14 protein-coding genes are annotated in these 19,825 nt (G+C 64.8%); 4 read left to right on the forward strand and 10 right to left on the reverse strand.

What is annotated here, in order from left to right; all coding sequences use genetic code 11:
• The 8 genes from ADX84_RS22090 to ADX84_RS22125 all read right to left on the reverse strand — a co-directional run.
• Positions 1-1,204: protein kinase (locus ADX84_RS22090; RefSeq protein WP_049578670.1), on the reverse strand; the 1,204-nt coding region annotated here is incomplete at its 3' end.
• 65 nt (positions 1,205-1,269) lie between these two features.
• The gene (locus ADX84_RS22095; RefSeq protein WP_049578672.1) at positions 1,270-1,617 is read right to left on the reverse strand and encodes a hypothetical protein; all 348 of its coding nucleotides are present in this window, start codon (positions 1,615-1,617) and stop codon (positions 1,270-1,272) included.
• Between the two features lie 14 nt (positions 1,618-1,631).
• On the reverse strand, positions 1,632-1,925 hold the full coding sequence (locus ADX84_RS22100; protein WP_017542935.1) for a WXG100 family type VII secretion target: 294 nt from the start codon (positions 1,923-1,925) through the stop codon (positions 1,632-1,634).
• Between the two features lie 41 nt (positions 1,926-1,966).
• Positions 1,967-2,305, reverse strand: a complete 339-nt coding sequence (locus ADX84_RS22105) for a hypothetical protein (protein ID WP_026128970.1) — start codon at positions 2,303-2,305, stop codon at positions 1,967-1,969.
• Positions 2,306-2,552: 247 nt separating this feature from the next.
• Positions 2,553-3,059, reverse strand: a complete 507-nt coding sequence (locus ADX84_RS22110; RefSeq protein WP_369801134.1) for a hypothetical protein — start codon at positions 3,057-3,059, stop codon at positions 2,553-2,555.
• 50 nt (positions 3,060-3,109) lie between these two features.
• Entirely contained in the window at positions 3,110-5,782 is a 2,673-nt protein-coding gene (locus ADX84_RS22115; protein WP_082206705.1) for a hypothetical protein, read from the reverse strand.
• A gap of 59 nt (positions 5,783-5,841) precedes the next feature.
• Entirely contained in the window at positions 5,842-6,165 is a 324-nt protein-coding gene (locus ADX84_RS22120; RefSeq protein ID WP_017542931.1) for a hypothetical protein, read from the reverse strand.
• 232 nt (positions 6,166-6,397) lie between these two features.
• Positions 6,398-7,795 carry a PQQ-binding-like beta-propeller repeat protein gene (locus tag ADX84_RS22125; protein WP_049578677.1) on the reverse strand — a complete coding sequence of 466 codons (1,398 nt, stop codon included), beginning with the start codon at positions 7,793-7,795 and terminating at the stop codon, positions 6,398-6,400.
• Between the two features lie 304 nt (positions 7,796-8,099).
• On the opposite strand from ADX84_RS22125, the gene ADX84_RS22130 reads away from it, so the two are divergent.
• From ADX84_RS22130 to ADX84_RS22135, 3 genes are all read left to right on the forward strand, one after another.
• Positions 8,100-8,432, forward strand: coding sequence for a hypothetical protein (locus ADX84_RS22130; protein ID WP_026128967.1), 333 nt, complete (start codon positions 8,100-8,102; stop codon positions 8,430-8,432).
• Between the two features lie 57 nt (positions 8,433-8,489).
• A complete protein-coding gene (locus tag ADX84_RS26135) occupies positions 8,490-11,099 on the forward strand; it encodes a hypothetical protein (RefSeq protein ID WP_156208157.1) in 2,610 nt (869 codons plus the stop codon).
• Positions 11,100-11,167: 68 nt separating this feature from the next.
• Positions 11,168-11,644 (forward strand): hypothetical protein, encoded by a 477-nt coding sequence (locus ADX84_RS22135; RefSeq protein WP_156208158.1) that lies wholly within the window; start codon positions 11,168-11,170, stop codon positions 11,642-11,644.
• Positions 11,645-12,884: 1,240 nt separating this feature from the next.
• On the opposite strand, the gene eccCa is transcribed toward ADX84_RS22135, so the two are convergent.
• Positions 12,885-16,847 carry a type VII secretion protein EccCa gene (eccCa, locus tag ADX84_RS22140; RefSeq protein ID WP_369801135.1) on the reverse strand — a complete coding sequence of 1,321 codons (3,963 nt, stop codon included), beginning with the start codon at positions 16,845-16,847 and terminating at the stop codon, positions 12,885-12,887.
• Positions 16,848-17,065: 218 nt separating this feature from the next.
• On the opposite strand from eccCa, the gene eccD reads away from it, so the two are divergent.
• Positions 17,066-18,406 carry a type VII secretion integral membrane protein EccD gene (gene eccD / locus ADX84_RS22145; protein WP_049578683.1) on the forward strand — a complete coding sequence of 447 codons (1,341 nt, stop codon included), beginning with the start codon at positions 17,066-17,068 and terminating at the stop codon, positions 18,404-18,406.
• Positions 18,407-18,688: 282 nt separating this feature from the next.
• Here the strand turns inward: eccD and ADX84_RS26445 are convergent.
• Positions 18,689-19,825, reverse strand: a 1,137-nt coding sequence (locus ADX84_RS26445) for a hypothetical protein (protein ID WP_049578686.1), incomplete at its 5' end; no start/stop codon positions are given.

Genomic DNA, 19,825 nt, shown 5'->3' on the forward strand with positions numbered 1-19,825 from the left:
GGGCAGGGGTCGGTGGGGCAGGTGGAGCGTGCGGCCCCGAGGGCACGGACAGGTGGGAGATCTGGGGGCCGGACGGAGGCGCGACGGGCGCCGCCGGGGGCGGCCCGAAGGGCGTCTGCGGTCCGGAGGGTGCGGCGAAAGGTGCCTGCGGCCCTGAGGGCGGCGCCATGGGTGCCTGTGGCCCAGAGGGTTTGGCGAAGGGCGTTTGCGGTCCTGAGGGCGGCACCACGGGCGTCTGCGGACCCGAGGGAGCCGCCGGGGTCCAGGCCCTGGGAGAGACGGGCGGTGTCTGGGGTCCGCTGTGCGCGGGTGGTTCCTGGGGGCCTGTGGGCGCCGGGAGTGGACCAGCGGAGGCGTCCACCGGCGCGGCGAGCATGGAGGGCTGGGCGCCGCTGGGGGCCGCGGCCGGACGTCCGGACCGCGCCTTCTCGAAGGCCGCCGCGAACTCGGCTGGGCTCGCGTGTCGGTCGGCCTGGTCCTTCGCCAGGGCACGGGTGAGGACCCCGCGCAGGGATCGGGACACGTCCTGACGCGGTACCGGCGAGACCTCCTCGCCGAGGACACGCTGGGCGTAGGCCCGGGGGTCGAAGGGGGTGCCGTCCGTGGTGGAGAACGGCGCCCGGCCCGTGAGCATCGTCCAGACCGTCGAGGCGAGCTGGTAGACGTCCGACGCCGCCGTGCGGGGTTCACCGCGCAGCGACTCCGGTGGTGAGTGGAGGAACGACTCCATCTGCGGGGGCGGCGGGGGCAACGCCTCCCCGACCCGGCCGATCGCGCCGAAGCCCGTGAGCACCGGAGTCCGGCCGGCGCGTAGGACGTTGCCAGGGCAGACGTCGTTGTGCAGCAGCCCCCGGCCGTGCAGGGCCCCCAGCGCCCCGGCCACGCTGCGAGCGACCGCCGCCGCCTCCTGGATGGGAGCGGGCCCCTTCCGCGCCAGCATCTCCCCGAAGGAACCGTCGGAGTAGAAGGGCGTGACCACGAAGAACTCGCCGTCCGCCGTGGTTCCGGCGTCCAACAGGGGAACCACACCGGGCACCCCGTCGAGGGTGCGCAGGTGCCCGAGCTCGGTCTGCCCCGCCTCCATCGGCAGGACCTTGAGCACGACCTCGGCGCCGCTGGTCACACGGACCGCACGGAAGATCCGGGCACGGCGTCCCTGACGAAGCTGAGTGGAGGTCTCGTACCCCGGGGCCCAGACGGACATGGGAGATCGCCCCCTTCGTGGTGGAGGCCCGCCCGGTCAGACGGAGCGGGGGATGGCGTGTGCGGTCAGGGACGGTCCGAGGTGGCCGACAGGTCGATGGAGGCGCTTCCGACCTGGCGGTTGGCTCCCCACCCTCGTTCCTCGTTGATCTCCTGCTGGCGGCCGAAGGCCCCCACCAGGGCGATGACCCCACAGATGAGTGCGATGAGGATGGCTCCGCCGATCACGGCCGGCCACACCCGCTGGCGTCGGCGCCAGTAGCGACTGGACCCGTACAACAGCGCGGACCGGAGCTGCCGGTGCCGGAGGGCGTCCGCCTCGAGGACGTACTTCTCCTCGTCGGGCGTGTAGTGGAACGCCTCCGGAAGCTGCGGATCGGGGTCGGTGGAGGGCGGCGAAGGTGGGGAGGACATCGGAACTCAGCCTACTAGAACAGGCCGTCCAGGTACCGGGTGAGCTTGCCGTACTTGTCCGCGGTGTCACTGGTGGCGTCGATCATCTTCGCGAACGCCGAGTTGACCTCGGAGAAGTGGGTGTCGAACTCCTGGGCCTTGGACTGGAACTGCTGACTGCCGGAGCCCTCCCACTGGCTGACCGTGCTTTCGGACTGCTCGTTGATCTGGCTCATGATCGCGGTGAAACGACCAAGGTGCGCCTGCTGGTCGGAGGCCAGCGTCTGGAGACCGCCGACATTTCCGTAGACGTCGAACTGGGAAGCCATGAAAGTGCCTTTCCTGGGGGAACGGGGTAGGGGAGGGAGGGTCAGGCGTTGACCGGGCGGGAGAGGCCGCCGAGATCCTGGCCGGACGCCGAGAAGTCGTCGCTCGCCTCGCTGTCGGTGAGGTTGAACTGCTGCTGGCCCTCGTTCAGCTTGATGCCGTTCTGGTTGCACCAGGACATGAGCTCGTCGAAGCGCTCGGTGAGGCTGTTCCGGGCCTCACGGAAGTCGTGGAGCGCCTGCCCCTGGAGAGAGTCGGCGTCGTTGCTCATGTCGTTGATGAGCTGGTTCATCTGGGTGCGGAGTCCGTCGGACTCCTGACCGAGCTGTTCGCCTCCCTGCGACAGGCTATTGACATTTTCAAGACCGGCGTGCTGGGACATCCGAACCCTTTCAAGGAATCGCTGGTGGGTGAGTTCGTGGGCCTGTTCCCCATGGGCAGGGTGTTCGTCCGCTGCTTCACGAACACGGGAGGTACGGCGCTAGGGAGATTAGTAAGGTTAAGAGCTTTCGGTCAATGTACGCGCGCGTTTCGCGACGAGGCGAATCGGGTGAGCATTCCCTCCCCGCTTCTCGCGAACCCAGGTGTTCGGAGGGGCATCGAAGGCCCCGTAATGGAGCGGCCGCCTGTCACGGAGCCCCGGTGCCGCAGTCGACGTAGTCGACGACGCTCGCCGTGTACTCGTCCTGGGTGTCGAAGGAGTCCTGGTACTCGTCCATGTAGACGTCGACGAAATCCTCACCGGTGACGGTCTCACCGCACCAGGTGACATCGTTCCGGTTCATGGCGCTCCCGAGCGCTCCGTCGACCTTGGCAAGGTGGATGTCGTCGTCCCAGGCGTCCTTGTCCAGCTCGACGGCGTAGCCGTCCTCCTCCTCGACGACGACTCCCCAGTCGAGGAGGTGCTCACGAGTTCCGCCCGTGTTCTCGATGACCTCGGCCGAGCCCTCCTCGCCGAGCATCCGGGCCAGGGTGTGGACCCGTACCTCCCGTTCGATCCACTGCGAGGCCACGTAGTCCTCCGGCAGGCCCGATTCGGGCTCGGGCTCGGGATCGGAGGCGGAACAACCGGACAGCACCAGCCCTGCGGTGAGGGCGAGGGCGGAGAGAGCGGTCGCCCGGTTCGTACGAGTCAAGGGATCCTCCAAGGAGAGTCTGTGGCGGGAGGAGGCGGTCTCGGGGGTCCTCATTCCTCTTCCGGGGGCTCACCGAACTGCTCGAGCTCGCCTCCGAAGTAGTCCCGGGTGGTCCTGTACGCACTGTTGTACTCACCGGTGAAGTCCTCCACCCACTCACGGCCGGGCGCCGTGTGTTCGACGGGTTCGCCCGTGTGCGGGTCGGTGGTGTTCGCGGTGAGGACGGTGGCGTCCATGATCTTTCCGAGGGCGTCGTCCATGCCGGAGAGCTCCCGACCTTCATTGTGCGTCCACGCGCTCGGGTCCTTCTCGAAGTCCAGGGTCACGGATTCGTCGAAGACGAAGTCGTCGGTGATGTCACCGGGCTCCAGCTTCCGCCCGTCCTGCTCGATACTGAGCGCGCCACCGTCCACGAGGGTCCTGAGGTCCGCGCGCCGTGTGTCCTCGTTCAGCACGCCGGGATCGTTCTCGAGGACGAAGTCCAGTGTCTCCACCTGGAAGTTGCGCTCCACGTAGAGTTCGCTGGTGTAGGTGGGGAAACGGGGAGACACGTCGTAGTCGCCGTCGACGATCGCTCCGACGATGCTGTCCTTGCCCAGCTCCATGCCCTTCGACACACCTTGGCCGATGACGGGGATCTTCTCGGAGAGGTTGCCCGCTTCGCTCACCACGAAGTCGGCGATCTGTGTCTCCCGCGCGATCGTCGCGTCCAGGTCGGCGGAGCGGTCCGCCGACTCCAGGTACAGGGCACGTTCCAACAACCCCTGGAGCTGGGCGGAGCCGCGCGCGGAGGTCGCCCCGTCACCGGACTCGAGGTAGGCCACGGCCTCGATCTGCTGGTAGACGTCCACCGAGTTCACGACGCGTCCGGCGGTCTCGTCGTTGCCCATGAGGAGTTGCATGTACTGCGCTCGCTCATCGGGTCCCATACGCACGTAACCGGTGTCGGGGTCGAAGTCACCGATGCCCTTCACCGCGTTGCCGTTGGTGTCCAGGATGTCGCCGTTGGCGAAGCTGTAGATGTGCGCGTCGAAGATGTCGGCCAGGCTGTCCGCGAGCGCACCGTTGAACTGGGTGAAGGAGGCGTCGGAGTACTCGTTGTCCCCTTCGGTGACGCTGACGCCCGTGTTGGTGAGGGCGTCGTGCATCTCGGAGTCGGTGATGGTCTCCATGAACCCGGTGAAGGCGTCGCCCGCGCGCTGGCTCAGTTCCGGGTCCTCGCTGTGGACGTCCTCCGCGAGCCAGTCGGTGAGCTGCCGCGCGGTGTGGCCGTTGTCGTGCCACTCGAAGGTCAGGGTTCCCTCCAGGGCCTGCTTGCGCAGGTCGGCGTCGCCATAGGGGACGCCCGGCTCCTCGTTGAGGTGCTCGCCGGTCAGGATGTAGTAGTTCGAGTCCTTGTTCCGGGAGGCCACGTCGATCATGTGCGAGACCTGCTCGGAGTCGGGCAGGACCCCGCTCGAGTCGTGGACCTCGTCCCCCCAGGCGTCCAGGAAGGCCCCGGTGGCCAGGTGGAGGTTGGTGGACAGGCCGTACCCGGCCTCCAGGTTGTCGTCCGTGTGCTCCATGAACGCGGAGAGCGCCTTCATGTCCATGCCCATGGAGACGGGGGTCGCGGGCATCTTGCCTTCGGCGTCGGGGTTGATCCACGGGCCCTCGACCGCGTACCGGAAGCTCTGGGGCAGGCTGTCGTAGCCGCCGCCGATGCTGGGATCCGAGAGCGCCAGGAGCCCGTCTCCGAGCACTCCGAGGGCCCGCTCGCGCTCCTCGTCGGACATGCCGGACTCGGCCATGAGTTCGGGGTAGACCATGAGGCCGCCGCCGACGCCGTCGCGGAGATAGGGATCCTCCAGCTGCTGGTAGAACTCCTCGAGGAACCCGACCTCGTCGGAGCTGAGCTCCGTTCCGTTCTCCTGGTGCTGCTTGGCGCTCGTCCCGATCATGGCCATCACGAGCATGAGCTCGTGGTACCGGTCGTCGATGGGCCGATCACCGGACCAGTAGGCCGCGAGGTCGTTCGCGTACTCCTCGGCGTTCTCGGGCGTCAGCTCGATGTCATCGCCGATCAGCGACGAGTAGCGCGAGGGATCGAGGCTGAGGAACCCCCAGCTGGCGTTCCCCGCCTCGATGAGCTTCGAGACGTTGTCGGGTGTGGGCCCCTCCTCGAGCATCCTCCGGGCGTCCTCGGCGATCTCCTCCAGCTTGTCCCAGTTGGTCTGTTCTCGGGTGATGAGCCCTTCCTGGACCGTGGAGAGCTCGTTGTACAGATCCCGGCACTTCTTCTCGTCCCCGGCACCCAAATCCGTCCAGAGGAAACCGTCGACCTTGGGGTGGGACTCGGTGATCCGGTGACCCTGGTAGGCGGAGGGGACGGCGCTCTCCTTCTCGCTCTTGCTCGTCTCCCAGGTGGAGATCTGGGCGTCGCGTTCGTCCTTGAAGGCCTTCACGGCGTCCGCCCACATCTCGGCGACCGAGGCCGCGTAGCTCACGGTGACGGCGGCGTCCCTCCACTTCTGGACGTCCTCCTCGGACTGCCCCCGGATGTCCCAGGCGATGATGTCCGTGAATTGCTGCGCGGCCGCGTCGAAGCCACCCCCGAGGTCGTCGGCCCGACCGAGCACGCGGGCGTTGAGGATCTCCAGATCCGAGGCGCACTCGTACATGTTGTCGGGCTGACCGTAGAAGTTACGGGGGTGGAAGATGAGGGAGATGGTGGCCACGGTCATCCTCAGAGGTGGAGATCGAGCGGGTGGTGAGGGGGACGCGGTCTACCGCGTCGCGGGAGTCAGTCGAAGTTGAGGTCGCGGTGGGACGACCAGGGGTGGAAGTCCTCGGAGCTCTCCAGGTCGTTCTTGGCGATCTCGCCCGCTCCCGCCTGGATGTTGTTGGCCAGGGCGAGGCCGTGTTCCTGGAGGTCGATGAGGGCCTGGTCGGCCTCCTCCCGGAACTTGTTGAACCCGGAACGGAGGTCCTCGTGGCCGCAGGCGCTCACGGCGTCACCCATGAGGGTGTCGAAGGCGTCGGCCAGCCCGGCCATCGCGGCGGCGAGGGTCTCCGCGTACTCGCCACCCTCCATCGCTTCGATCGGATTGGCGCCCGATTCGGTCATGGGAGCACTCCTTTCGGAAGAGGACGGGCGCCGGCACGATGAACCGGCTTCCGCTTTCTCCGCTGAGGGGGAGATGAGATCAGGGTCGACTGGTGCGACGACGGTGAGGCAGCGAGGGTTTCATGCCAAAGGGAACAAATAGGTAACGAGACTCTCCGTTCGCCGAGGTGGGACCGGGTGCCGCAGGCGGTGCGGGCGCACGGATCCCGGCCGCGCCCCCGCGCCGAGGCCGCTACGGAACCGCGCCCACAAGGCGGCGCGCGCCACCCGAGACCTTCTCCTGCACCACCAGCGCGCCCGGGGCGACGGTCATGTCGGGCGGGCTGGGGAGCGAAGAGCGCTGAGCTTCGCTCCCGTCCTGAACGTAGTCGCGTTCGACCCGGACACCGAGGTCGACGACACGGGACTCGCCGACCTCATCGATCACCAGTCGTGCCTCATCCCAGGCGGCTTCTTCGGGGTCCAAGGAAGTGTTGGTCTGGTTCACGTCGAGCCACACGATCGCGCCTTCAAGGGGCAGGACGAACACGCTTCCGATGCGTCTCGCGGAGCCGGGAGTACGGAACGTCGTATGGGTGTCCCCTGAGAAGTCGGTGTATGAGTACTCGAACTCGTCATCATCCGCCAGCCACTCCTCGGTCACTACGGAGTTCTCCAGAGCACCGATGACATCGCCCTCCCGCTCTGAGAAGAAACTTTTCTCGGTCAGGCGTTCCCCGGAGGCAGGGTCGAGTATCCACTCGTCCACGCCGCGAGCCTCCGCGATCACCGCACCTGAAGTCAGCTGAACACCCAGCCTGATGGGGTGGAGATCGATGGGAGCGTCCATGTCGAGTTCGTGGCGCCAGAGCTCCTCACCCGAGTCGGCGTCCAGTCCCAGGAGAACAACCGTGTGCTCCTGCTTTTCCGAGGTTTCGGGAAGAGAATCGATGTCCTCATCCATGAAGTTGCCCGAAAGGATGATCGTGTCGCCCGAGGCAACCACTCCCTTGGGGTGGAAGTCCCGTCCCGCCTGACCTTCTCCTTGGAGGTCGGTGAGGCTCCATGACTCGTCCCCGGTCTCCAGGTCGAGTGAATACACACCAGTCCTCTGGTCGTCCAACTTGCGATAGACGATTCGGGACGAGTCGGAGAGTAGACCCAGGTGCTCAGGCATGGGGGACAGCGTCGTGACGTTCCCGGGTAGGGCCGCCCCAGCGGTGAAGTCCTCAGTGTGAGAACCGAGTTCCTCGCCCGTGTCGGAGTCGAGGAGCACGACCTCGTGCGGTGCCACTGCGGCTTCGTCTTCCACATCGACGGGGTAGGCGAGCGCTACGCGTTCTCCACTCGTCGTGACGTTGGCGTCCGTCACCGCCTCGCCCACGCGGCGGTATCGCCAGAGTTCCTCTCCTGTGTCGCCCTGCAAGGCGACGACCCCGTCCGAGACGGTCACGACCACGCCGAAGGGGAAGGGACGCACGTCGACGATGTCGGTTTCCTCGGGGGCCTCCCAGTCCCACCCCACGGAGGTCAGGTTCTGTGGAATCTCCAGCGGTTCAGCGGATCCCTGGTACACCACATGGTCGATCTCGCTCTCCTGCAAGGCCCCGGGCATCAGGGAACACGACGAGAGCAGTGGCAGCAGCACCACCAGGGACCGGGGTCTGGTTCTCAGGATCCCTCCTCAAGGATCAAAGCGAGCAAGCGGTCAGCACGTACCGTGGAGGGCTGCTCCTATGATCCCTGGCGTTGGAGGCGGGTCGAACAGTAGTGCTGCTCGGTGCCGAGACACCCGTGACCGAATGTGGCCACTTGAGAATGGCTTGACCAGCAACCCGGCCGATCGCCTCAGGGCGTTGATGGATATAGTGATCCTACTTCCCGTAGTGCTAACGACACGTCTGCGGTGCTCGTGAACTCTCCCATTCTTAAGCGCGAATAGAAAGGTGATTAGTATGCCCAATGAGGCTGGAGGAAATCCCATTGAGGGGTATCAGGGTGGGGAGTTGGCGGGTGCTCTGGCCGAGTCAATGGCAGGGCTGGCCGACATGTTCGATCTCATTATGGAAGACGCGGAGACCGTCGCGCAGAGAGACGAGGTCTCGTCAGCGCTAGCGACGTATAGGGATGAGTACCGTCAGGTCATCATTGACGCCCAAGAGCACGGGCTGCAGCTGGCTGAAAACATCCAAGCTGGCGCCAGGGAGATCGCGGAAAACGACTGGGAATCCTCTAATGACTTTAAAACCCCTTGGGATCTTGGTGTTGATCTACAGGTCAATTTCTGAGGATCAAATTGTTCGATCACTGAATCCATAATTACCCCTTGGCTGTAGAGAGTTTTCATGGCGAAATTCGATATCCATTTTCAGGCTCGAATCACAAACGCAAATCCGGATACGATCAGAACCAGAACGGAAGAACTAGACGCTTTGCAGGCAAGGCTCCTGGGGCGAGCCGACGACCTGGGATCAACGTTCTATGACACGGCCACGGAGTTCACGGAACTCATGGCCTGGGGTATCGGATCACAGACCAGAGAGGAACTTCAAGTTTGGCAGAACGCGGGCTCCGCAATAGCTTACGCCTCTTCCATGATGGAGCTATGGGCGCAGTATGTGGAGGACTTCAAGGCCGAACGCGAATCCCAGACGTCAGAGTGGTTTGATTTCAGGGAGGCGAAGAAGGCGGAGATTCCGGACGAATACCAGGGTGAGACCATCACTGCATCCTATCCTGCGCAAAAGGGTTTTGGCCTGGTAGGTCCGGAAAATAAATGTCGTTCGATCTACGGAGAGCTCACGACGAAGCACGGGGAGCTCGAGGAGCGTGAACGAGCCAACTATCAAGAATTCGAAGACAATGCTGGAGATGTGGCGAAAATGTTGGGGCAAGGCCCCACGAAGGAGAACATTCAAGCCCTGATCGATTCGGGGATCAATTCTTGGGCCTTTTATAACATCGATCCGAGCAACTATACCATGATGGTCGATGGTCGGGAGCTTACGGAGGAGAATGCAGAAGAGCTGGCGGAGGACCTTGGAGAATACTGGTCGGGCGAAAAAGCCATCGATGAAAACTATCACGAACTCATGCTTCTGCTCAGCATGATCACCACTAATGCGCTGCAAGCGCAACAGGGAGGAACCGGATATCGGGACGAGGAGATGGACTTTCTCGAAGCCTTTTATGGGGCATTGGAGGAAGAAGGTCCGGGAGGTCGTGGAGTCATCGGTCTACCGAATATTATGGAAGACGGTGATATGAGTGAGGAAGAGAGAGAACATGCGCTTGGCGCAATTGGTGAAGGAATCCTGGCTCTGTCCGATCAGCGCCTAGGAGGTGGATATGACAACGTTCCTGAAAGTGTTCGCAATGCGATAGACATCCCCTTCGGCTATGGAGATGGCGGGTCTGGTGACCCATTGGCAAGCCAAGAAGTCGATGCACTGACAATGTCTGACTTGTCAGAACTCTTCGCCCACACTTCGAATGACTTCGAGGGTGGATACGGGCTCTCGACCAACCTCGCCCTATCTCTGGGTACTTTCACGGAGCACTGGGGTAATGAGTCTGATCACTGGGTTTCCTCAGAGGAATTGGCGGCACTGACCGATGTCGCTTCGCGTAACAAGGACGCGAATTCCTTTGTGCTCACAGGTGAGCATGTGGGTGAAGCAAAGGAATCTGATATCGACTATCGGGAAGACTTCCGAACGACTGCGATCGAAGGATTGTTCACCTACGAGTGGCATGATGAGGGTGAAAGTGTTCGTCAGATGACTGACTGGCTGGCCGAGGATTTGCACAGTGAGGACCCAGATGATCGGAGTCGTGCCCAGGAAGCGTTCCCAGGTTTCATGGAGACGATTACCGACCCCGACATGCATAAAGCTCTAACGAGGACGGGAACGAGTCTGGAGGAAGATGGCAACAATTACACCAATGCCTCCTTCTCTCAGTACAATATCGATCTAGCGAACAGTTTCGCTGATATTTTTGATGCGCACATATTCAGTTTCAGTTCCGGTGATGTGATCGACGAAAATGGGAACCCAACTACTGGCGTTGGCGAATACGATCCAGAAAGAGATTTCGTCGAACTTGGATCTCAGGAGCGAGCTAATTTCATGCAGTACCTTGTTGGAAACGATCAGACTGCGGCGCATGTACTTGAATCTGTCGATCTATACCAGCAAATCGAGCTGATCTCTTACATGGAAGGAGAATCGGGCGGTGCAACCTCCGCGCGAGAGGCTGGAACCCTTCAGGGCATCCTGAATCAGTCTCTTACTATGGAGTCTGATGACCGTTACGATGACATCAAGGAGAGAATCGATCTTCACGAGAAGGTGCTCACCTTTGCGCTCTCTGAGACGGGCGACCAGACGAAGAAGATCCCGGTTATCGGAACGGCACTTTCGAAGGGCTTGGGGCTAACTTCAGATTCCCTGGTTAGTTCGTTGATCGATGGGGATGTCGATGTATCTCCACGTCTACCTTCCTACACCAATAGTGAGGACCTCGAACGAAATATTCAACTTGGCGTGCTCGATTACATGACAAGCAATCAAAATATTGAGAACCTGAACGAGGTTCACCGGTCTGCCGCTTTTGGCGGGCTAGTCGATGGGGGTGCCATCTCTGTTGAGAGAGATGGAGAACCGCTTAGTGCGGAAGAGGTTTCAAGTGAAGATTTTGCTTTCGATTCGGATGTGACTGTCATGGTGCAGACGGACAAGGAAAAATGGAACGAGGACTATCGGAAAAATGACCCCCTGAATCAAATGGACGACAGCTTGAGAGATATTCTGAATGAGAACATTCCCTTTAATTTCGGGGACGGTGAGGAATATAGTTCAAGTACTGTGGTGGGTGAGTACAAGCGAGCCTTCGAAGAAAGGCAGAGCCTGGTGGAGGATGCCTTTGATGCATCGGGGGTCAAGGGGAGCTGATTTCGGGTGTTATCGGTGGCAAATTTTCGGTGGTGTATATTTTGATATCGTTCGCAAGACTGTTCTCCTTGCTGGCCCTTGTTGTTCTCGTTCTTGTTTCTGGATGTTCGACTGAAAAAACTCCGGATCCGGAAGTCGAGGCCGATCCTCGTCTCGATAGTGAGTGGATCGGTCGACATGCTCGGGTTCGCGTACTAGACCGGATGTTCCTGGAAGAGGATCCTGTCGATGTATTTGAGCGTCTGTCTGAAGACGACCAGGAGTCCCTCATCACAGCGGGGATCGTCGTCCGTGCGGAGGGGGTCTACGAGGTGGAGACCGATCCCGGACACTGGGACGACAGCGCCATTCGCCAGTCGGGGCAGGTGGACGGATCCCTCATGCTTCTGATGCGTCGCAATGACATCACATGGTGCGGTGATTCCTACAGGGCTGGTGAGCCCGTCATCGATTACGTCAACCGTGTCAACGACGCCTTTGATTCACCGGAGGAGTACTACGAGAGTATGGATGATTTCGTCGACTGTGGTGATGGTGGAGTCTGAGCCCTCCAGTGTGATGATCGGTGCCGAGGCTTCCTATCGAGGCGGCTCTGGTGAGCCGGTGAAATGGCTTGGGGATCACTCCCCGAGACTCTCCAGGGCCTTACGCAGATTCACGGGTGCGAGGCCGGAGTAGTACGTCAATCCGTCGTGCGGGGTGAGGAGTCGTTCCTCCCCTGGTCGGACAGGAAGAGGTCGTTGCTCAGATCGAGCAGGGGTCGAACGGTCTGGCGCAGCACGTGGGACTCACGATGTCCCTGGAGCCCATCACGAACACCTCCACGGGGTCGGACGGGCCCTCGGAGGGGCTGGAGACGTACTCCTCCAAGGTGGGCGACTCCAGCCGTGGGGGAGCGCGGAGCCGCAGTGACGGACGTCCACGTTCGGTGAGCGATGCCGAGGTCCCCATTGACGGCGCGAGCGACCGGTGCGTGGTCGATGCGTCGACGCGGCTCGTCGCCGATCAGTAGCAGTTCGGGTGCGGTGCCGTTGGTGGCGGTGAACTTCAGCTCCCACTCGACGCTGTCGCCGGAGAGCGCGGCCAGGTGGGCTTCGCCGGTGCCGTCGCAGACGACCGACAGGTGCGTGTTGTCGTCGTCTGCGGCCGGGCTGATATCACTGACCGGAGACTCGGCGTCGGCGCACCAGGAGCGCGGATCGACCTCCCAGACCCGCCGCTCTTCCGACCCTGCCCCTGGACGGTTCCCTCGACAAGGACACGGGTGTTGGCGTATCCCAGGCCCACGGCGACGGAGGTGTCAGGAGACAGGAAGTCGTCTGGCTGCTCGCCGGTGTCGACGTCCAGGACGCCCCTGCAGGATTCCCGCCCCCTCCGGGCGGGCACCGGGTAGGTGACCATCACCGCGACGCGCTCGGGTGTGACATCCACATCCGGCTCGGTGCCAGGTACCTGGTGGCTCCAGAGCGGGTGCCGTCGGGAATGTTGGATCGCCGCGACTCCACCGGGAACCGAGGCCAGCGCATGGCCCTTGGTATGGAGCAGGTCGGTCGCTCGTAGTCCGGGGTCCGCCAAAAGGTCCTCGAACTCAGAGGTCTGGTCCAGCGTGCCAGGAGGGTGGATTACGAGTTCCCGTGGTGACCCGTTCGACATCGGGGGACTCCGGGTGGGGCCACGACACGGGGACGGTCACAAGGAGGACGAGACCTGCGGCGCCCGCGGCGATCGGGGTGGCGCCGTGAGCGGAGCGGCGCCGCGGTTCTCCCACGGCACCGCCCCGACTCCTTACGCGGGGGGTTCGCTCCAGCCGACCTGGACCAGGTCGGGGCGCTTGCCGCGCAGGGCCAGCTGTGCCCGGCCCTGTGGCAGCTGCTTGGAGGCCGCGCCGTTGGCCAGGCGCCCCTCCATGCGGTCACCGGAGAACAGCACACCCGGGGTGGCCATGTCGCTCAGCGACTGGAGCACCGGCTCGAACATGGCCCGCGCCGTACCGCCGGTACGGCGGGCGGCGATGACGTGCAGGCCCAGGTCCGCGCCCTGGGGGATGAACTTCGCCAGGGACGCCAACGGGTTGCTGCGCGATGCGAGCATGTCCATGTCGTCCACGACGATGTACAGGTCCAGCCCCTTCCACCAGCTGCGTTCCCGCAACTGCTTGGGGGTCACGTCCGGACCCGGCAGGCGCTGCTGGAGTGAACCGGCGAGGTTGTCCGCGACCGCCTTGGTCTGCTCCGCCGTCGTGCAGTAGGCCAACAGGTGGTCCTCCGGCACCAGCTCCAGGTGGGAGCGGCGGAAGTCGACCATCACGATGCCCAGCTCCTTCGCCGGGCGCTTCACGATCTGCTTGACCAGTCCACGGATGAGCGTCGACTTGCCGGTCTGCGGGTCTCCGAAGACCAGCAGGTGCGGGTCCCGGTCCAGGTTCGTGATGGCCGGTGCCAACGAGCTCTCGGCCATGCCCAGCACGAGCTCACGGGACCTGGTGCGGCCCGTCTTGCGGCCCTTGAGCAGGTCGTCCAGCTCCACGCGGGCGGGCAGCGTCCGTACGCCCTGGACCGCGTCCTGCGGCCAGCGTTCCCTGACCCGCTTGATGAGGTCCTGGATGCCGTCGGTCAGGTCCTCGTCGCCCGGGACCCCGTCGACACGGGGCAGGGCCACCTGGGCGTGGTACTCCTCAGAGGTGAGACCACGGCCCGGGGAGTCCTTCGGGATGTCCTCCGCGATCTTGCGCCCGATCCCCGAGTCCATGGGGTCGCTGAGGCGCAGCTCGAACCGTCCACCGAAGAGCGCCTGCAACCGTGACCGGACCTGGGACGATGCCGCGCCCGTCAGGATCGTGTGCACGCCCAGTGAGGGGCCTCGCGTCGCGATGTCCATCAGGAAGTCGTCGGCCGCGTCGAAGGAGTCGCGGACCGCGGACCACCCGTCGATCATCAGGAACAGGTCGCCCACGACGTTGGAGGGCACCTTGCCCTCGGCGCGGGCCTGGCGCAGGGCGGCCGGGGAGTCGAGCTTGTGCTTGCGGAAGACGCGTTGGCGACGGTCCAGGTGCCCGGAGACGTCCGTGAGAATGCGCTGCACCCTTTCCGGGTCGGACCTGCCCGCCACACCCGCCACGTGGGGGAGTTCGTCCATCGTCTGGAGCGCCCCGCCACCGAAATCGATCGCGTAGACGGCCACGCGACCGGGAGGGTAGCGCCACGCCAGGCTCGTGATGATCGTCCTCAGCATGGTGGACTTGCCCGACTGCGGTCCGCCCAGGACGACGATGTTCCCCTCGCCGCCGGTGAAGTCGAGTTCCGCGGGGACCACGCGCTGTTCCCGCGGGATGTCGGTCAGACCGAAGACCGCCTTGGCCTCGGCCGGGTCGGGTTCGGTGCCCGCACCCTCGAGGTCGGCCCCCTCGCCCAGGTCGGTCAGAACGCTGTCGAAGGTCAGCATCTCCGGCATCGGCGGAAGCCAGACGGGGCGGACCGGGTCGGCCCCCGAGGCCACCAGCCGGTCGACGGTCACCTGGAGGGTGGTCCGCTTCTCCTGCTTGGGTTTGTCCTCCGACTTGGCCTTGATGGAGTCCACCAGGGACTCGACCAGAGAACCGGCCCCGGTCACCTTGTTCAGCCCGTTGTAGGAGAGCAACGGCAGGACCGGGTCGTGCTCGGTCTTCTCCTCCTTGACCGGCGGCTTGTAGGGCTGGGAGACCATGGCGGCCTTGAACCGTTCGAAGACGGACGTGTCGACCTTCAGATATCCCGAGCCCGGTTCCGGCGGGAGGTGGTAGGCGTCTCCGACACCGATCGCCTCACGGCTCTCCGCCTCGGAGAAGGTCCGAAGCCCGACCCGGTAGGACAGGTGGGACTCCAGGCCCTTGATCTTGCCCGACTCCAGGCGCTGGGTGGCGAGCAGCAGGTGCACGCCGATGGACCGGCCGATGCGGCCGATCGCCACGAACAGCTCTGCGAAGTCCGGGTGTGCGGTGAGCAGCTCGGAGAACTCGTCGATGATGATGAGCAGGTGCGGCAGCGGCTCCAGTGCGGGGTTGCTCTCCCGAGCCGCCTCGTAGGCGTGCAGGTTGGGCAGGTTGCCCGCGTTCTTGAGGATCTGCTGGCGGCGCAGCAGCTCACCGAAGGTGGCCTCCCGGAACCGGACCACCAGGCCGTCGTCGTCGGCGAGGTTGGTGATCAGCCCGGCGCTGTGCGGTAGGCGATCGGTGTCGGCGAAGGTCGCGCCACCCTTGAAGTCCACCAGCAGCAGGGCCAGGTTCTCCGGTGAGTGGTTGATGACCAGGGACGCCACCATGGTGCGCAGCATCTCCGACTTTCCGGAGCCCGTGGCACCGACGACCAGACCGTGCGGCCCCATGCCTCCGAACGCCGACTCCTTCAGGTCCAGCAGGACCGTGTTCCCTCCAGGGCCCACACCGATGGGTACACGCAGGTAGTCTCCGGTGCTCCTCTTGCGCCAGGTCCGGCGGGTGTCCAGTTCGGCGACGTCGGACACTCCGAGGATCTCGGGAAGCCCGACCGTCTCGTGCATGGCGTCGTCGCCGTCGGTCACCGCGATGCCAAAGGGGGCGAGCACACGGGCCAGGGTCGTCAGCCTGGCTATGTCGTACCGGTCACCCCTGCCCTCCAGGGGAACGTGCGTCGGGTCCTCGGCAGTCCTGGTGCCCTCGGTGTCCTCGCGGAGGTTGCCGTCAGCCTCGACTCGCAGGCGGAGTTCCACCGCTTCGGGCTCCTCGCGTCGATCCGACACGAGGGTGATGACGTGGATGCCGAGGTCGGCCAGGTTGGTGACGGGTGGTTCCGCGTGGAGACCGGACAGGGTGGACTGGTACTCACCGTCCAGAACGACCACGAGTCGTTGGGTCCCCGGGCCCGGGGGCTTGCCGCGGCGTCGTTGCAGGTCGACGGTGCGGCGCTCGATCTCATCCGAGAGCAGTTCCGCGATCTGCACGGTGTTCCGCGCGACGAACCGGGCGGGCATCGGCCCGTCCATGGCGTCGTCGAAGGTGTTGTGGGGCAGCCACTTCAGCCACTCCCACTGCGCTCGGAGCTTCTGGTCCCGGACCACTCCGATACGTAGGTCGTGCGGGGAATGGAAGACCGACATCTGGGCGATCATCGCCCGCACGAGCCCGCGTCCGGCCGCCCGGTCTCCGTTGATCGAGATCACGCCGTACTTGTGGAGGGGCACGACCAGCGGCATCTCGGGAACGTCACCGTAGAGCTCGATGAGCTGGTCAGCGGCACCCTGGCAGACGGGATCGTAGACGATCAGGGGCGAGGAGGTGTCCACCTTCAGCTTGAGCCGCCGGGCGAGCGGGCGGACCCCCGACCCGACGCGCACGTCGAGGAAGTCGGGGTCGGACGCTCTGCGTTCCCATCTCCGTGCCCGGGACCGCGCCGGTTCCGTGAGAAGGTCGGGTGTCGGGTGCCGGAAGGCGTTGTCGGAACGCTGGGTGGCGGCGACATCCCGTACGATCTCGCGCAGTTGGTCGAGGTAGTCGACGTAGCGTTCCCGCTGTTCCCGAATACGTTTACGAGGGCCGTTGTGCTGGGCGACGAACATGATGATTCCGACGATCACGCTCGCGATCATGATCATCACGCCCGCCACCATCATCAACGGGCGATGACCCATGGTGATGGACATCAGGAGGGAGCCGGAACCGGTGATGATGGGCATGATGATCATCGCGCCCGAGCTGCCGGCCGGGGCGTTCTCCGGCATCTGTGGCGGAGTCGCGATGACCAGGGGAGAGTTCCCGGGAGCCGGCGGGGTGTTGCGAGCGGGCCGGGGAACAGGTCTCGTCGCCACGGGGGTCCCTTCTCCGTCCACCTGTGAGGTCTCGTGTCTGGGTGACTACGCTATAGATGATCTCGTGAACAACGCGAATCACCTAATTCGTGTCTGGCACAGCCCTTAGCCATGGAAAAAAGCACACACTTTGACAAAGAGGGTCTCAGGTGAGCGGATACTGCAGGGTCACGATCACCGGACCCCAGAACTGGGCCGATCTGGCGCTACCGGGGAGCGTGCCCGTCGCCACGCTCATGCCGCGCATCATCGAGGTGTGCGCACCCGAGGATGAGCCTTCCGATCCCGCCTCCTGGTCCCTCACCACGGTTGACGGAAACCTGGTGCAACCCGGCGAACCGCTGGAGGGCGCGGGCGTGTACGACGGGGACGTGCTGCTCCTCGACCGCGTGGTGGCTCCGAGCCGCCCGGCGCACGTCGACGACGTACGCGGGGCTGTCGAGGACAGCGTGGACGAGACCGCGTGGATCTGGAACTCGACGACGACGTTGTCGTTCGGTCTGCTCGTGGGCGGCATCGGCCCGCTGCTGATGCTGTTCCTCATGATGTGGCTGCGCCCCTCGGCGGGCTATCTGGGGGTGGCGGCCTTCGGCACGCTCCTCACCATCGGGACGATGCTGCTGGCCGCTCGCCGTCCGCTGCCCGTCGTCGCCAACGTCCTCTTCGCGACGACCTGCGTGTGGGGAGCCGCCACGGCGGTCCTCGTCGCACAACTGGTGGTCAGCGCGTCGCCGCTGACGATGGCGGGGATCACGCTGTCCGGTGGCCTGCTCGTGGCGTTGATCGGCTGGTCACTGCACGAGACCGGGCTCTCCTACATCGCAGGGCTCACGGTGGTGGTCCTCGCCGCCGGTGTGCTGGTGGTGGTCGGTATCTTCGTGGATCCGACACAGGGGGTGCGAGCGATGGGCATCGCCCTGACCCTGTGCGTGGGCGCCCTGCCGCGTGTGGCGATGGTGATGGGTGGCCTCTCCGGGCTCGACTACGAGGTCGGGCGGTCGGGCCAGGTGGCCACGGAACGCTTCGAGGAGACCTTCACCAACAGCGACCGCCTGCTGCTGGGGATCGTCATGGGCACCGCCGTCGCGGGCGGCGCCGTCACCGTCCTGCTCGCCTACTTCGGTTCGAGCATCCCGGACCTGGCGTTGTGCGGTCTCCTCGGCCTGCTGCTCGTGATGCGCTCCCGCCTGTTCGACCGCATCCGGCACGTGCTGCCGCTGCGGTTGGCCGGAGTCGTCGGCCTCGGCGCGGCGGGGGTCGCGGTGGTCACGCAGTATCCCGTGTTCGGCCCCTGGTTGCCGGTGGCCGTGCTCCTCGGGGGCATCCTCCTCAGCGTCCTGAGCTGGGTGAAGCTGAACGACGTTCCCAGGGCCTCGCTCAGGAGGGTCCTCAACTGGACCGAGATCCTCGTCATCATGGCGATGTGCGTGATGTTCGCCTGGGGAATGGGCCTGTTCGAGTTCGTGGCCGCGATGACCGGAGCCAACTGATTCGGACCGGGCAAGCCGGGTTCGAAGCACGCACCCAGCGACCTGATCAGGATCGAATGCGGCGCGATGACATGAACAGTTCTCGGATGTCGGGGGACGGCACGCGTCGGGTACTCGGAGTTCTGGGAACTGGATCGGCTCCTGTGTTGACCTCCTGCACCGCGGGCACCTCGGAGGATGGCGGGGTGCCCACGCCCCTGAGGCGTTCTCGGAGCGGGGGTTGCGTATCGCTGAGGAGCTCCTCGCGTCGGTCGGGTGACTCCGGCTCCTGCCGGGGCGGTTCTACTCCGGGTACTCGTGCAGGACCTCGAAGGTCTCGGCGTCCACGATCAGGAGGCGCATCCGCTCGGAGGCCGGGGTGGTGGTCGCGATGACCGTCCCCTCCGGGTGGAAGTCCAGTTGGGAGTAGAGCGGCACCCCGTCCTCGGTCAGCAGGTCTCCGGTGGCGGTGTCCCACACCCGGCCTCCCCTGACCGCGGCGCCGTCGTCGCCGCTGGCGACCAGGCGGGTCCCGTCCGGGGAGAAGTGGAGCTCGAACAGCGGGTGGCCGTTGGTCGGGGGAACCTCCAGGGGCGTGGTCTCGCCGGTGTCGAGGTCGTGGAGGATGTTGTCCTCGGGGCTGGTGGAGACGGCCAGCAAGGAGGGGTCCGTGGGGTGGAAGGCCAGGTGTTTCAGGTGGTGCCCCACGTCGTCGCTGAGGGGCACCGCGGGGAAGTCCCCGTTGGGCAACTCCAGGACGGGCTCCTGTGCGGCCAGGTCCCACACGGCCGAGGCCCCCGTGCCCGAGTAGTCGCTGACGACGAGGAGTGAGGCGTCCGCGTTGAGGTGCAGGTCGCGGGCGTAGGAGTCCGTCTCGATCTCGAACTCCACCTCCTCGGTCTCCAGGTTCCACACCTGGACGAGGGGCTGGTCCAAACCGTCGTCGACCGCGCTGTCGCTCGAGGCGTTGACCGCGACCGCCAGGTGGGTGCCGTCGGGGCTGGGAACCGTCCGACCCCAGTCCAGGAGATCGGGATCCTCGAGGTAGCGCGGCTCCTCCTCACCGGGTTCCCAGAGCAGCACGGCATCGGCGAACGAGCCGACGACGGTGCCGTCGGCGCCGACCGTCAGGTGGCTGGGGCGCTGCTCGAAACGGCGGAGTTCCTCGCCGGTGCGCCAGTCGATCTCGACCAGGTGGTCCTGGCCGGAGACGTGGAGGCTCTCGCCGTCGGGAGCGAAGCCGATCCCCAGGAGACGGGAACCGAGGACATCGGACGGCACCGGCTCCTCCCCGGGGTCTGATACCCCCGCGACGTCGTCACCGGACCGGGTGGTCAGGAGAGCGATGGTCCCGGCGGCCACCACGACGGCCAGAGCGGCTGCCCCGACGAAGAGGGCGGTGCGGGCCAGGCCACCAGGGGGCGGACCGTCCGGGGACGG

Origin of the sequence: Nocardiopsis sp. SBT366 (assembly GCF_001083815.1) — a bacterium.
Lineage (GTDB): Bacteria > Actinomycetota > Actinomycetes > Streptosporangiales > Streptosporangiaceae > Nocardiopsis > Nocardiopsis prasina.

What these genes read in the sequence shown, in the direction of transcription:
- ADX84_RS22095 (WP_049578672.1), bottom strand. Translation starts at nt 1,617, where the DNA reads ATGTCCTCCCCACCTTCGCCGCCCTCCACCGACCCCGATCCGCAGCTT.
- ADX84_RS22100 (WP_017542935.1), bottom strand. Translation starts at nt 1,925, where the DNA reads ATGGCTTCCCAGTTCGACGTCTACGGAAATGTCGGCGGTCTCCAGACG.
- ADX84_RS22105 (WP_026128970.1), bottom strand. Translation starts at nt 2,305, where the DNA reads ATGTCCCAGCACGCCGGTCTTGAAAATGTCAATAGCCTGTCGCAGGGA.
- ADX84_RS22115 (WP_082206705.1), bottom strand. Translation starts at nt 5,782, where the DNA reads ATGACCGTGGCCACCATCTCCCTCATCTTCCACCCCCGTAACTTCTAC.
- ADX84_RS22120 (WP_017542931.1), bottom strand. Translation starts at nt 6,165, where the DNA reads ATGACCGAATCGGGCGCCAATCCGATCGAAGCGATGGAGGGTGGCGAG.
- ADX84_RS22130 (WP_026128967.1), top strand. Translation starts at nt 8,100, where the DNA reads ATGCCCAATGAGGCTGGAGGAAATCCCATTGAGGGGTATCAGGGTGGG.
- ADX84_RS26135 (WP_156208157.1), top strand. Translation starts at nt 8,490, where the DNA reads ATGGCGAAATTCGATATCCATTTTCAGGCTCGAATCACAAACGCAAAT.